1 protein-coding gene is annotated in these 1,110 nt (G+C 69.5%); it reads left to right on the top strand.

Annotated elements, in window-relative coordinates; genetic code table 11:
- Positions 1-22: 22 nt before the first annotated feature.
- Positions 23-1,087, top strand: coding sequence for a substrate-binding domain-containing protein (locus tag ABGB06_RS39380; protein WP_347600555.1), 1,065 nt, complete (start codon positions 23-25; stop codon positions 1,085-1,087).
- The last annotated feature ends 23 nt before the right edge of the window (positions 1,088-1,110 follow it).

The following is a 1,110-nucleotide window of genomic DNA, read 5'->3' as shown; positions in this document are numbered from 1 at the left end:
CCCGGGGGTTACACTGCGTGGCATGACCTCAGCACCTGGGAGCGTCAGGGCGAACGAGGCGCCCGACGAGCCGCCCAGCGGTCCGTTGACCATCGCGCAGATCGCCGAACACGTCGGGGTCTCGCTCGCCACCGTCTCCAAGGTCGTCAACGGCCGCTTCGACGTCGCCGCCGACACCCGCGAACAGGTCGAGAGCCTCATCCGCCGCCACGGCTACCGACGCCAGAAACGCGCCAGCCGCCCGGCCCCACTCCTGGAGATCGTCTTCCACGAGGTCCGCGGCGAATACGGCGTCGAGATCTTCAACGGCGTCCAACAAGTCGCCCGCGAACACCACCTGGGCGTCGTCATATCCGAACTCCAGGGCCGCCACACACCCGGCCGCGGCTGGGTCGAGGACGTCCTCGCCCGCCGACCCACCGGCGTCATCGCCGTCTACTCCAGCCTCACCGACGACCAGACCGACCAACTACGCGGCCGCGGCATCCCCCTGGTCCTCCTCGACCCCACCGGCGAAACCGGACACACCTCCCCCTCCGTCGCCGCCAGCAACTGGAACGGCGGCCTGTCCGCCACCCGCCACCTCCTCCACCTCGGCCACCAACGCATCGCCGTCATCACCGGCCCCGAAGGCCTCCTCGCCAGCCGCGCCCGCCTCGACGGACACCGCGCCGCCATGGACATGGCCGACACACCCATCGACCCCGAACTCATCCGCGTCGGCGCCTTCCAAATCACCGACGGCCTCACCCACACCCGCGAACTCCTACGACTGCCCAACCCACCCACCGCCATCTTCGCCTGCAACGACGGCATGGCCTACGGCGTCTACCAAGCCGCCGCCGAAGCCGGACTCCGCATCCCCCACGACCTCAGCGTCATCGGCTTCGACAACATGCCCCCCGCCTCCTGGATCATCCCCCCACTCACCACCATCGACCAACCACTCCAGAAAATGGGCACCACCGCCGCCACCATGGCCATCACCCTCGCCCGCGGCGAACAACCACCCCTCGAACACGTCGAACTCGCCACCCAACTCATCACCCGCGCCAGCACCGCCCCACCCCACCACCCACACCCCTGAACCCCACCGAGAACGGCCTGCCG

Source organism: Streptomyces sp. B6B3 (assembly GCF_039871525.1).
Lineage (GTDB): Bacteria > Actinomycetota > Actinomycetes > Streptomycetales > Streptomycetaceae > Streptomyces.
Note: the sequence above shows the minus strand (reverse complement) of the source record. Positions and strands in the feature narration are given on the sequence as shown.